Genomic DNA, 12227 nt, shown 5'->3' with positions numbered 1-12227 from the left:
GCCGTCCGTCACTGCAGAAGCCTCTGCCATTACGAGACTGCTCCCTTGTAGCCGCCGCGCAAGGCCTTGCGCAGGATGATCGGCAGTTGCCGCGCGCTTTCCTGTGCCACCAACGATACGCTGTCGGCGCTGGCGAAAAGATAGCCGAGCGCAGCGCCGGGCCTGCGCGCCTTCAACTCGTCGGTAAAGCCGCGATAGTAGTAGCACCGCTCGACATTGCGCAGATGCCGCCGCAGCAGCGAGGCGAACTGCGCATCGCCCGACGCGCGCGCATCGGCCAGCAAACGCCGCTGGCGCTGGCGCAAACGGTCGAGATCGCCGGTGGTCTGAACACTGGTCAGCGAATTGGCCCGGACGAGATAGCGATACATCGGTTCGGGATGCAGCCACCAGACGGCACCGGCACGCAACATCTCCACATAGAGCGCAAAGTCTTCCGCAAACCGGACCTGTTCGTCGTAGCGCAACCCGTGCTGGAGCAGAAAGTCGCGCCGCATCAGCGGCTTGAGAAAGCCGTAATTGGTGCGCGGCGCCTCGGGCGAGGAAATGTTGCGGGCGATGAACTCGGGCAGATCGATCGCGCGCGGGGCGGGCAGGAAGCCGGGCGGAAGCATCGTCGCCTCTTCGCCGCTGTCCTCGTCCGCCAGCACGAGATTGTCCGCAACCATGTCCGCATGCTGCGCGTCGCCCAGTGCGACAAGCGTGGCAAGTCGCGCCGGCAGGAATGTATCGTCTGCGTCCAGCAAGGCGATCCATCGCCCGCTGGCGGCAGCGATACCGGCATTGCGCGCCACCGAAGGGCCACCGTTGCGCGCAAGGGCGATCAGCCGGACACGGGTGTCGCCTGCGGCGATTCGCTCGACGATGGCGACGGTGTCGTCGGTAGAACGATCATCCACCACGATGACTTCCATCGTACAGCCGTTTTGCTGCGTTGCGGAAGCGATGGTAGCCTCGATATACTGTGCGGCGTTATAGGCCGGAACGATGACGCTGACCTCGATCATGCGGCTCCTCGGTCATAATCGGAAAATCGGACCGCAGCCACGAAGGGAGCCGCATGCCCAAGCCCGAAATTACCGTTATTGTACCTGCTTACAATGCCGCCGGGCTCATCCTGCCTTGCCTGCAGTCCATCGTGGCCCAGACCCGAAAGGACTGGCAGGCGATCGTGATCGACGACGGCTCGACCGACGGCACCGCCGCCGAAGCGGCATCGCTTTGCGATCCCCGCATTACGCTGGTGCAGCAAGCCAATGCGGGGGTCTCCAGCGCCCGCAACAAGGGGCTGGAAATGGCGGCCGGCGAACATGTGATGTTCCTCGACGGTGACGACCTGCTGCATCCCGCTGCCCTGGAAAGGCTGCTGGCCGGACTGGAAAAGCGCCCGCAGGCGGTGGCCGCCTTCGGCACCTTCCGCAAGATCCTGCCCAGCGGCGCGCCTTATCCGGGCGAAAAGCCGCTTGCCCGCCACAGCTATCCGGACGGCGATGTGCTGGAACCGATGCTGCGCGGCAACTTTCTCGCCAACGGCGGCCACGTGCTGATCCGCACAGATGTCGCGCGCCGCATCGGCGGTTTCGATGGGAGCATCCGCCTCAGCGAGGATTGGGAGTTCTGGTGCCGCCTTGCAGCAGAGGGCGCATTCACCTTCATCGGCCGCGAGCCCGAAGTGTTTTCCCTGCGCGTGCGGCCCGGCAGTTCGTCAGGCGGACTGTCCGTCGACTGGGCCAATCACGAGCCCTGCCTGGCTGCCATCACCGGCAACGACACGATCCGCGCACGCTTCGATCCCGCTACGTGGCAACGCATAACGCGTGCCATGCGCGCGGCGAGCCTGTGGGAGTGCGGACGCGTGAATTTCACCATGCGCCGCTTTGCCCCGGCGAACCGGATGATGCTGGCGGCCTTGCGCCTTGAACCTACACCCAAGCGACTGGTGATGTTCGCGGCAGCCATGGTCCAGCGCAGCACCGGTCGTGCACTGCTGTCGCGCCTGCGCTTTCGCGACAGCGATCTGGTGGCAGACGCAGTCGCCTGACGGGCTGCACCCTTATCAATCGATTAACCAGTAAAGCGTATTGCCCGCCTCACCCCATCTGGACCAAAGAGGTGATCTGTGGCATTTTTGTGGTGGGAGATCGTACCTGAAACGCTGACGGAATACTGGTAAAATGAATAGAGAACCTCCGGACCTGAACGACGGGCCGCCGATTTCAGGCACTCCGTCACCTGGGTCCGTCCAGCCTCGACCGTCATCGCCCCGCACCGAAGGCATCCATCCGCTTGGCGCAGCACCGCCATCTGCCATGCCCCCTCAACCCATCGAAGGGCGACGGATCAACCTGTTCGCGTGGGGCGCGGTGTGCGTGATCGGTGCGGCGATGTGGGCGCTGCTCTTCAAACTTCTGTAAGCGGCGGATCGCCCGGACGGGCGGACCAGATACACAGCAGGAAAAGCAGCACCAGCATCGGCGTGAACAGCAGATATCCGCCGCCGACAATGAACGTCACCACTGCCAGAACCGACAGGATGGCCAGTTCGCGACGCCACAGCGTGCCCGCGAGCATCGTCATGAACAGGGTAATCCCGACAAGCCCGTAGTCGATCATCAGCTTGGCGATCGAGTTGCCGGTCCCCTCCATGTGATAGATATAGCGCTCGGTCGCGCCCGGTCCCCATCCGATCAGGAACCGGGCTTCCTGCCCGAGTTCCGCCAGAGGCAGGAACGGCCCGATGAAACGGGCATAGCCGCTGGAGCCGGAATAGCTCAGTTCGTCGGTTCGGCTCAGCAGCGAGCCTACCGCGTCGGGAAAGGCCATCGCCGCCAGCACCAGTCCGATTGCCGCAGCGATGATGAGCCCGGCGACCCTGCCGAAATTTCGCGCTGACATGCAGGCATAGAAGGGGATCGCCAGCAGCAGCGTCAGCGCGCCCGTCCCCGAAAACGTCAGCAGGTAGGCGAGAAGATAGAGCGGCAGCCACTTCGCCCGGCCCAGCACGAAATAATCCAGCACCACCGCGATCGCCAGCGTTTGCGAGAAGATGCTCGGCTCCAGCAGGAAGAAGCCGTTGGAGCGCAGAATGGTGGAGCCGTAGTGCAGGATCGGATTGAAGTTGAATTGCGATTCCACCAGCACCGGCTTCAGTGGCGGGATCGCCAGCATGAAGGAAAAGATGCGCAGGCCTGCAAACTGGATCACCCATTGGACGATCCCTGCCACCGACAGGAAACGGACGTAAGCCAGAAACAGCGGCAGGACCGTTTCCCGATCGAAGCGCGCACTGGGACCGACGATAGTAAAACCGTATGTCACCAGAATGGCGACGAGGGACGGCAAACTGACGCCGAAACGGGCGTCCGGCACGGTAATCGCGATCAGCGTGGCGATCAGTGTCCATGCCGTGAACAGCAGGAACAGCGCGGTGCCGCGGGCGCGCAACTCGGCCTGCCCGGTCGCCAGTGCCCAGCCCAGAAGCCCGGCGAACAGCGGCAGGCTGACAAACAGGGCAGCACTGCCCGCGATGACACCGAAACGCTGCAGGATGAGGCAGGCGATCAGCGCGCCATGCACGAACAGCCGGCTTCGCCGAGCGTCGTCCGGCAGAATTGACGCGGTCGGGGATACGGCCAAAGACCCTGTCGGATACGCCGGAATGGCCACAGCCTCGCTCATTTGCTCACTCCGCCGCGCATACCGCGCGCAGCATGGCGCAACGGATTGCAAGCGACCGGAAAATTTCTATCCCCGATAGACGAAAGGCGCCGGTCGTGCGCCGAGCGGGAGAGGAACCTTGCGCGCGACGGCTTTCCGGTCACGTCGCGATGCCTCGATCCTGCTCGACCGGAACGGAGAGCCTGATGCGCCGTATCGCTTTGACATTCGCTTGTGCCACCGCCTGTACCGCCATTGCCCTGACCGCCAGCGCACCTGCGTTCGCCAACCCGCTGATGTTCGTCTACAAGGGCGCCGGATGTGACGGCAAAGGCCGCCTGCCCCGCTATCAGGGCGTGATGGGTCGTCATCTGGACGGTGTGAACGATTTTCTCTCGGCCGAAAGCTGGCAACAGATGCGCTCCGGTGCCCAGTGGGCGGTGGGCTGTTGGCAGAACAGTGGCTACCGGCTCTCGCTTGGCGTGCCGCTGATCGTCAAGGGCGGATCGCTGAGCGCCGCCGCCGCCGGTGAATATGATGACGAGTTCCGCAACATCGGCACTCTGCTGGTGGCGAAAGGACAGGCCAACGCCGTGATCCGGCTGGGCTGGGAATTCAACGGCAACTGGTATCCCTGGTCCGCCAACAAGGATCCGGTCAGCTTCGTCGGTGCGTTCCGCCATGTGGTAGGGGTCTTGCGCGCCACGCCCGGCCAGAAGTTCCGCATCGTATGGAACCCGGCCTCGGGCGTGGGCGATGTCGCTGCCGACAAGCTGTGGCCGGGCGATGCCTATGTCGATATGGTCGGCCTGGACGTCTACAATCAGAGCTGGCGTCCGCAGGACATCGTCCCCTCGATCCGCTGGCAGGGACATCTCACCGGAAACTACGGCTTGAACTGGGCGGCCAAGTTCGCCGCCGCCCATCGCAAGCCGCTGGTCGTGCCCGAATGGGCCACGGGCACCCGTCCCGACGGCCATGGCTGGGGCGATGATCCCCTCTTCATTCACAATATGGCCGCCTGGATGCGCGCCCACAATGTCGCCTACGAAGGCTATTGGGACTTCACCGCCTCCGACTATGACGGCACCATGTCGGCAGGCAAGTTCCCCAAGACGCTGGCCGCCTACAAGGCCGAATTCGGCGGCAAGTGATGCCGCCTGCGGAGTATTCCGCAGATCAGGCATAGTAATCGCCGTAGCTCATGTGATCGCGATCGACATCGCCGTGCCCGAAGGCTGACAGGCTCGGCATGTCGACGCGAGTGGCCACCACGCCCAGCGGCTCGATATCAAGCAGACGCATCCGCTTCAGAGCCGCCTCCACGCTCTGACGCGGTGTGCTGTTCCAGCGCAGCGTCAACAGCACGTCATCGACCTGACGCAGCAGCAGTCGGGTGTCGGAAACGGCCAGCACCGGCGCGCAGTCGAACACCACAAGGTCGTACTGCTCGGCCTTCGCCGCCGCGATCAGCGCGGAGATATGGGCAGGCGTGAAGAGATCCTGACGCTGCGCTTCGCCATCAGAGTGAACGCCCAGCACCATCATCCCCGTAGCCTCGTCCCGGATCACGGCATCCGCCAGCCCGATTTCACCACGAAGCACCTGCGCCGTGCCAACGGTGGGCGCGAAGCCGAGCGCGCCCGCAACCGCCGGCTTGCGCATATCGGCATCCACCAGCAGGGTCCGGCTCCCGCCCAGCGCAGCGGTACGCGCGAGCGAGGTCGCGAAGGTGGTCTTGCCTTCGGCCGGACGTGCCGACGTGATGCCGACGGTGGTCATGCTGCGTCCGTCCTTGTGGATCAGCAGATGGCGCACCGAACGCAGCTGCTCGGCATAGAGCGAATTGGGGCGCTCGATCGGGAAATCGACCGGCGCGATCAGCTTGTCCGCCCCCTGCGCGATCGAAGTGGTCTCGGGCATATTGGCGATATGCGGCAGACCGAACTCACGCTCGATATCGGCCGAAGAGACCAGCTTGCGATCGAACGCCTCGGCGATCCACACCGCCGCACTTGCCATGATAGCGCCCAGTGCAAGGCCGATCAGCAGGATCAGCGGCTTGTTCGGTGAACTGGGGCGCAGCGGCAGAACCGCAGGCGAGAAGATGCGGGCGTCCTCATCCGCGACCAGTGCCTGGCTGCTGATCGAGTTCTTGCGCTGGAGCAGGGTATTGTAGGTGTCGCGCAGGCCATCGGCCTTGCGCTGCAACTGGCCCAGTTCGACGGAGGCCTTGGTATCGCCCTCCAGCGTCGCCGTGGCGCGTGCGACCGTGCCATTGGCTTCCGCAGCATTGGCGTCGGCGATACGGGCATTGGCGCGCAGGTTCTGCATCTGGCGGCTCGTCTCGGCAGAGATCGCCTTGTCGAGTGCGTCGAGCTGCTCTTTCGTGCGGATCATGTCCGGGTGATCGGGCTGATAGCGGCTGGCCATGTCGTTGTAAGTGGCGGCGAGCTGCGCGCGCTGGTCGCGAAGCTGCTGGATGACGGGCGACTGGAGCACCGCGCCCACACCACCCGCCCCGCCTCGCGCGGACTGTCCGCTGGCGGTCGCGAGTTTGGCGCGAGCGTCCGCCGCCGTGGCAGACGCAGCGGCGGCCTGCTGCTTGTAGAGCGACAGCTCCTGCTGGGTGAATGTAGTGTTCTGTCCCGCGCCTTGACCGCCCGTACCGCTGCTGTCGAACAGGTTGTGCTGGGCGCGGTAGTCCGCAACGGTGGCATCGGCCTGCTCAAGCTGGACGCGCAAGTTGTCCAGTTCGTTGCCCAGCCCGCGATCGACCTGTTCCACCGCCTCGCGCCGCGAGTCCCGCTTCACGGCGAGATACTGATGACCGACCTGATCGGCGATCGCCTTGGACAGCGCCGGATCGGGCGAGGTGTACGAGATGACGACGACGTTCGACTGCCCCGGACGCACGATCTTGAGATTGCCGACGACCATCGCCGTGGCGGCAGCCTCGCGCGAAGACGGCGTCAACTTCGATAGCGGGCCTGCAAAGGCCGGATTATCCACCAGATCCAGCGCCCGCACCGTTCCTTGCGCCACGGCAGTGGAACGCATGATCTCGATTTCGGTATCGGCGGCATTGTCCGAGGTCGACAGGCCCGGCAGGACTTCCTTGTCCTTCTCAGACACGTTCAACTCGCGCGAGTTGACGACCATGTTGGCACTGGCGGTATAAAGCTTGGGGCGAGTGAAGCCATAAGCGGCGACCAGCAGCACCACGACCACGAAATAGATCAGCGCAAGCCAGCGCCGGCGGCGCAGCGCCGCCATGGCACGGCGCACGCCATCCATCGGGTCGCGCAGCAGCGCACCTCGCATCGGCTTGGCGTCCTGCGGGACAGTGGCGCGGTGTCGGGTGGCGTCGTTCATGGCGTTCACCTTCTCAATGTCAGGCTGATGGTCACGCGATCGTCCTGATACGCGCGATAACGGTCGGCACCGTTGGAGGTCTGGTCGAGCCGCGCATAGCCGAGTTGCAGCGTGGCATAGCGATTGATGCGATACAGGGCGTTGGCCTGCGCGATGAAGCGGCCGTCACGCCGGTCGAGGTTGCTGTAGTCGTTCACCTGATACCCCGCCGAGAGCGAGAAGATCAGCTGACGCAACCACTCATGATCGACGCGCAGGGTCGCCTGGCTGGACAGATAGCCGCCCGAGGTCGGGATGCCGGAATCGAGCACGGCGCGATTGGCCTTGAGCGTGATCGTGGTCAGCTGCGTCGGGAAGTATTGCAGGCTGACGTTGAAGTCTGCGCCCTTGATGTTCTTGTAATAGGGCAGGCGGAAGTTCTGGTAGATATACCCTGCGCTGATGCTGCCGCGCACGAGCGCCGTCGGCTCGAACGTCACACCGGCGAGCGCTTCGTAGCCCTGTGAATCGCGCGAGGGTGTCTCCTCGGTCGAGACCGGGAAGCGCCGGGTGTTGTAGTCCAGGCTCGCGAACCAGGCGAGCGATGGCGTCTGTGCGTAGGATACGCGCATGCCGACCCGGTAGCTGGTGTTGTCGCTGGTTCGCTGATCGACCACCTCGCCATCCGCGAGTGTCCCGTTGTTCCAGCCAAAGTGCGCAAATTTGCCCGTAGCCGAAACGCGCAACTGGTCGAAATCGTGGCTGATGCCGATCGCGGCGGACTGCTCGGCATAGGACAGCGGCTTGACCGTCTGGGTATAGAGATCTTCCGCCAGTCGCGACTGGTGATCGCTTTCGGCCCGCACTGCCGCGCGCACCTGCGTTGCGTGATCGAGCTGGAACAGACCAGAAGCCGTTACCGAATAATCATCGGTGTTCTCGGTCGAATGATCGAGATAACGGTTGAACGTGCCTGCGGCCTTCAGCGAGAAATTATTCAGCAGGTTCTGGTTGTGCAGTTCCAGCGAGGGCGTGAGCTCCAGAATCGCGTCAGCTTCGGCGCCCTGTTCGGTGCCGTAGATGTTGTCGTCATACGCCGTCGAGATGCCGACCGAAGGCGCTAGGCGCAGCGATCCGACCGGAATATCTGCCGGTTCGTATCCAGGCTGCACCCGCTCGAACACGGCGGTATAGCGCTTGTCGATCTGCGGTGTTTCATCCGGGAGCAACGGGGTCTGGTCGGCCCGCGCAAGCGCAGGCCAGCAGACCGCGCCGCCGATCAGCCCGCAATGGGCAAGGACCGTCAGCCGGTTCAGGAAGTTGCGTGACACCGGCGACCTAGAAATTCCGTTCCCGCACCCGGATCGTATCGCCCGGCTGGACGGGCAGATCGGCGGTCAAAGGCTCGCGTTCCTCGGCTGCCTCACCGGGATGGCGGATCATCACGACCTTCTCGTTCGCGCGATAGGTGAACCCGCCGGCGGTGGCGATCGCCCCCAGCGCGGTCATGCCCGACTGGTAGGGGAACTGGCCTGCCTTCATGACCTCGCCCAGCACGTAGATCGGGCGCGGCGCAACCAGATCGACGGCAAGATGCACGCTCTTGTAGTAATGCGTGGTCAGTGCCTGCGTGAGTTGCGTGGCGACGTCGTTCACGGTCATGCCTGAACGTGGAATGCGCCGACCATCGGGAACGAGATGTCACCGTTGGTGTTGACAATATATTCGGCGCTGAGATTGGGCTCACCGTAGACGTTGATCCGCAGGTGATCGTCAGGCGCCAACTTGTAGACGTAAGGCGCCGCCGCCTGTGCGCCGGGCGGTGTCCTGGCAATGTCGGCTGCGCATCCACCCAACAGCGCCAATGCGCTGAAAGCGAGGATCCCTCTGGCAAGCTTCATTCCGGCTCCTCGTAGTTTCGCGTAGATCGGGCCACGGAAACGGTTTGCGATGCGGCAGGTTGCATCGCGAACACTCTTTCTGTGAAAATTCGACGTAAAAATCCGGCGCCCCACGCCAGATGCATGGTCGCCGCAGCAGGTGCGGCAAGCAGCGTGGAGAAAGAACGCGTCTGCAGGGCCATCGCTGCCGCCGCGCCAAACAGCAGCAGCGCATAGACCAGCGCCACGCTTAGCAACGGTGTCCAGACCAACGCACCTGCCATACTGGCGCAGATCGCCAGCAGAACGACCGGCGGCAACATCTGGCGCAGTTTCAGCTTTTCACCGTGCTTGAGCACGGTTCGCGCCCGGCCTGAGCCATAACGAAAATACTGGCGCGCCAGCGCTCGCACCGTCTTTCTGGGATAATAGATGACCGGAATCGTCGTATCGAGCCAGATACGCCCGCCGCGCTGGCGGATCCGGGCATCGAGTTCGGCATCCTCGTTTGCCTCGAAACTCGTATCGTAGCCGCCGACCTGCTCGAAGATCGCGCGACGGAACGCGGCGTGGTGCCCATGATCGACGAAGCGCGATGCTCCGCCCATGCGATGCGCCGACCCGCCTGTTCCGATACGGCTGTTCTGCGCCGCCGCCGTCGCGCGCTGGAACGGCGTTACACCGCGCGTGGTCAGACGCACCACCACCGTATCGGCCTCGTGCCGCTCCAGCGAAGCGAGCAAACGCGTCACATAATCCTGCGGGTAATCCGCATGGGCATCGACGCGCACGATCACATCCCATCGCGGGTTCGCCAGAGCTACCGCACGGTTGACCCCGGCAGACTGGATACGGTCAGGGTTGTCGACGAGCTGCACGCGAGGCTCTTCGCGCGCGATGCGTTCGACGATAGCGCGGGTGCCATCGGTACTGCCGCCATCGGCCACGAGAATGCCGCCGACAGCGTCCAGCGGCTCGGCCAGAAATTGCGCGAGCAGACCCTCGATATGATCGCGCTCGTTCAGGGTCGGGATAACGACGACGGCGGTCATAAGGGCGTCCTGTCAGGGTCAAGCGCTTCGACAAAGCGGGAGGCAGACACATCGAGCGCGCTTTCCTGCAGGCGCTGCGCACTTTGCACCCGGAACGCCATGTTGCAGGCGAGCACCCGGTCCATGGCGGAAGCCAGATCGTCTGCCGCGAAGTCCATACGGCAGGCATCCGGCAGATAATCGCGAAAGACATCGATATCCGATGCCAGGATCGGCACGCCGTAGGTCATCGCCTCCAGCATCACCAGCGGCACACCTTCCCAACGCGAGGGCATCAGCATCAGATCGGCGGCAGCAAGCACCGAATGCGGGTTGTCGGTCCAGGTCAGACCCCGAATATCGACGCGTCCTGCAAGCTCCACCGCCAGCTCCCGGCATGCCTCGTCGGCCTCGCCCGCCCCGACGAACAGGAACGTCCAGTCGCCCAGCATAGCAGCCTGTCTACGCAAGGCATCGAAGAGGGTATCCAACCCTTCTGCCGCGTCTCCAGCCGTCCCAGGAACAGGGCGACACGAGCATCCCTGGCAAGCCCCAGCGCCTCGCGCGCCGCATCTCGTGAAGGGCGAGCCGGCGGCGTGACCACGTTGTCGGCCACCACGACCGGTGCACGTCCGCCTGCCGCACGGACCTGCTCGGCTACCGCCCTGCCCGGCACGATAAAGCGATCGGGCCGGCGATAGAGCGAGCGACGCACCCAGTCTCCGGGAAAACCGCTACGCCCCATTTCCCGCATCCGGTGCGCCATGGGCACATAGCTCACCACAAAGCTTTCCGGCGGCGCGGCGAGCAGAGGCACCGCGCAGTTCTCGATCCGCCCCTGCAACAACAGCGTGGTCGTCGGTTGCACCTCGTCATAGACCTGACGAACCGCTGCGGCATAATCGGCCCGGAAACGAGCCAGATACGGCTCGGCGCGCTGCTTGGCGAAGCGCCAGCCCTGAACCCGGAACCGGCTGGATGCAAAGGGCGCCATTCGGGCTGCCAGTTTGCCGTTGGCGGCAGGATGCCGCATCGTGATGCGCTCATATCCGCCTTGCGCGACGATCGCGGGGAGAAAGCGCAGGAACATCTCCTCATGCCCGCCGAAATCGGGACTATCCTGCAAGATCAGCAAACTGCGTGTCATATCGATACCGCGTGGCGTCGCTCTGCGATCGCCTCCTCGTAGACATGGCGGGTCATCGCGCCGATCTCTTCCCATCCGGGTATGGAGGCACCGACGCGCGGCGTTGGCTTGCGTCCGATGGAGCGCACGATAGCGCCGGCCAGCGCGCCCAGATCGTCCGGTTCCACCAGCTCGCCGCTGGTCTCGCCAATCATCGAGCGGAACGCGCCAAGGTCACTGGCAATCAACCAGCGGTTGAGATCTGCCACCATGTGCAGCACCCCGCTGGCATCGATCGTTCGATAGGGAAAGACGAAGGCATCGGCGCTGCGCAGCAAGGCCGCCATATCCTCTTCGGAAAGCCGCCCGGCTCTCAACGAAAAGGCATTGCCAAGATTCAGTTCGCGGGCGCGCTCAAGGATCGGCTCGATCGGCATCTGCGCTTCGCCGGCGACGATTATCTCAAGCCGCGCCCGCACCGCCGGATCGATCATCCCCAGCGCTTCCACCAGGCGATCCGCGCCCTTGTAGGGCTGCAGGCGGCCGAACAGCACCACGCGCCAGCGCCCATCGTCAGGGCGAACCTCCATACCGCGTGCGCTCAACGACAGCGGCCCATGGGGCACCACATGGATACGGTGCGGCGCGATCCCGCGCGCCAGCAAGGCTTCCCTGCCCTTTTCGGTATGGACGATCAGGCGGTCAGCCTCTTCCAGGACGGCGGCATAGCCATTGCCCTGAACGCCGACCGACTTGCCATTGAACGGCTGAATGTCATGCGCCGTCATGACGACCGGCCGCTCGCGCCGGATACGACGCATCACCCTGACATCCAGCAGAGGCAGCACCGCCCACTGGACATGCACCAGATCGAAGCGATCGGCCTCGCGCGCGAACCGGCGCAAGCCCGAGACATGCTCCAGTCCCTTGACCAGCTTCCACGCAGACCCGGCCCGCCGTGCAGGACCATCCGTCAACGGATAGAAGAACGAGAGCTTGTCGGCAGCCGCCAGCAGATCCTCCTCCATCGGTCGAAGACGGCGGGTGGCCCACACCGGACGCACGCCGTTCTCGATCAGCCCACGCGAAAGCGCAGCGTCGTAGGGAGCGGTGAACAGGGACGGATCGAGCTGCAGTACATCGATCACCTTGCGGCGATCGTCGACGGGCTTTGGCATC

12 protein-coding genes are annotated in these 12227 nt (G+C 64.1%); 2 read left to right on the top strand and 10 right to left on the bottom strand.

Translation table 11 applies throughout. From position 1 onward, the window contains the following. Nucleotides 1-29: 29 nt before the first annotated feature. Nucleotides 30-1007 carry a glycosyltransferase family 2 protein gene (locus CI805_RS17845; protein ID WP_260928048.1) on the bottom strand — a complete coding sequence of 326 codons (978 nt, stop codon included), beginning with the start codon at nt 1005-1007 and terminating at the stop codon, nt 30-32. A 53-nt stretch (nt 1008-1060) separates the two neighbouring features. On the opposite strand from CI805_RS17845, the gene CI805_RS17840 reads away from it, so the two are divergent. Continuing rightward, nucleotides 1061-2041, top strand: coding sequence for a glycosyltransferase family 2 protein (locus CI805_RS17840; protein ID WP_260928047.1), 981 nt, complete (start codon nt 1061-1063; stop codon nt 2039-2041). Nucleotides 2042-2400: 359 nt separating this feature from the next. Here CI805_RS17840 and CI805_RS17835 read toward each other — a convergent pair whose 3' ends face one another. Beyond that, the gene (locus tag CI805_RS17835) at nt 2401-3678 is read right to left on the bottom strand and encodes a hypothetical protein (protein ID WP_260928046.1); all 1278 of its coding nucleotides are present in this window, start codon (nt 3676-3678) and stop codon (nt 2401-2403) included. Nucleotides 3679-3863: 185 nt separating this feature from the next. On the opposite strand from CI805_RS17835, the gene CI805_RS17830 reads away from it, so the two are divergent. Then, the gene (locus CI805_RS17830) at nt 3864-4811 is read left to right on the top strand and encodes a glycoside hydrolase family 26 protein (protein WP_260928045.1); all 948 of its coding nucleotides are present in this window, start codon (nt 3864-3866) and stop codon (nt 4809-4811) included. A gap of 25 nt (nt 4812-4836) precedes the next feature. Here the strand turns inward: CI805_RS17830 and CI805_RS17825 are convergent, their stop codons facing one another. Genes CI805_RS17825 through CI805_RS17790 form a run of 8 tightly spaced genes read right to left on the bottom strand, consistent with a single transcriptional unit; the run spans nt 4837 to nt 12226 of the window. Next, nucleotides 4837-7032: a GumC family protein gene (locus CI805_RS17825; protein WP_260928044.1), complete on the bottom strand. Its 2196-nt coding sequence runs from the start codon at nt 7030-7032 to the stop codon at nt 4837-4839. A gap of 5 nt (nt 7033-7037) precedes the next feature. Further along, nucleotides 7038-8342 (bottom strand): outer membrane beta-barrel protein, encoded by a 1305-nt coding sequence (locus CI805_RS17820; protein ID WP_260928043.1) that lies wholly within the window; start codon nt 8340-8342, stop codon nt 7038-7040. A gap of 7 nt (nt 8343-8349) precedes the next feature. Then, complete coding sequence (locus CI805_RS17815) at nt 8350-8673, bottom strand: polysaccharide biosynthesis/export family protein (RefSeq protein WP_260928042.1); 324 nt, start codon at nt 8671-8673, stop codon at nt 8350-8352. Beyond that, nucleotides 8670-8912: a polysaccharide biosynthesis/export family protein gene (locus CI805_RS17810; RefSeq protein ID WP_260928041.1), complete on the bottom strand. Its 243-nt coding sequence runs from the start codon at nt 8910-8912 to the stop codon at nt 8670-8672. The genes CI805_RS17815 and CI805_RS17810 overlap by 4 nt, the downstream gene beginning before the upstream one ends. Next, entirely contained in the window at nt 8909-9943 is a 1035-nt protein-coding gene (locus CI805_RS17805) for a glycosyltransferase family 2 protein (protein WP_260928040.1), read from the bottom strand. The genes CI805_RS17810 and CI805_RS17805 overlap by 4 nt, the downstream gene beginning before the upstream one ends. Beyond that, nucleotides 9940-10374, bottom strand: a complete 435-nt coding sequence (locus CI805_RS17800) for a glycosyltransferase family 4 protein (protein WP_260928039.1) — start codon at nt 10372-10374, stop codon at nt 9940-9942. Before CI805_RS17800 ends, CI805_RS17805 begins: the two co-directional genes overlap by 4 nt. Further along, nucleotides 10269-11069: a hypothetical protein gene (locus CI805_RS17795; RefSeq protein ID WP_260928038.1), complete on the bottom strand. Its 801-nt coding sequence runs from the start codon at nt 11067-11069 to the stop codon at nt 10269-10271. Before CI805_RS17795 ends, CI805_RS17800 begins: the two co-directional genes overlap by 106 nt. Next, nucleotides 11066-12226 (bottom strand): glycosyltransferase family 4 protein, encoded by a 1161-nt coding sequence (locus CI805_RS17790; RefSeq protein ID WP_260928037.1) that lies wholly within the window; start codon nt 12224-12226, stop codon nt 11066-11068. The genes CI805_RS17795 and CI805_RS17790 overlap by 4 nt, the downstream gene beginning before the upstream one ends. Between the last annotated feature and the right edge of the window lies 1 nt (nt 12227).

This window comes from Novosphingobium sp. 9, assembly GCF_025340265.1.
Classification (GTDB): domain Bacteria; phylum Pseudomonadota; class Alphaproteobacteria; order Sphingomonadales; family Sphingomonadaceae; genus Novosphingobium.
This window is presented reverse-complemented; position numbering and strand designations above follow the sequence as displayed.